Genomic DNA, 328 nt, shown 5'->3' on the forward strand with positions numbered 1-328 from the left:
TGACGACAGGAAATCTGCCAGAATGCCTTCCCTGATACATTCCGTCACTGCCCGTTCAACCGCTTCCTCAATCCGCATTACCCTTGCATATTTTCTGACCCGGTCCACATACTGGCTGTATTCCTTCAATGTCTGGCATTTATCCATCAGCTCTTGATTATGTCCAAAATTAATGTTCAGCATAAGTACCTTAAGCTCAAGCTCCGGTTCTGCCGTCTCTTTTTCAAAAGCATCCGACAGCCACAGGATTTGCCTTTCCGGCTGCCCGTCCGTGCCGTTGTAAAATACCACGAACCGGGGCACCGGAATTTTCACCAGCGTGGAAGAA

General features: G+C 48.8%; 1 pseudogene. It reads right to left on the minus strand.

Features of this window, described 5'->3' with window-relative positions:
- Nucleotides 1-328, minus strand: a pseudogene (locus HMPREF1548_RS31030) (hypothetical protein); the annotation flags it as partial.

The sequence above is a fragment of the Clostridium sp. KLE 1755 genome, from assembly GCF_000466465.2.
GTDB lineage: Bacteria > Bacillota > Clostridia > Lachnospirales > Lachnospiraceae > Eisenbergiella > Eisenbergiella porci.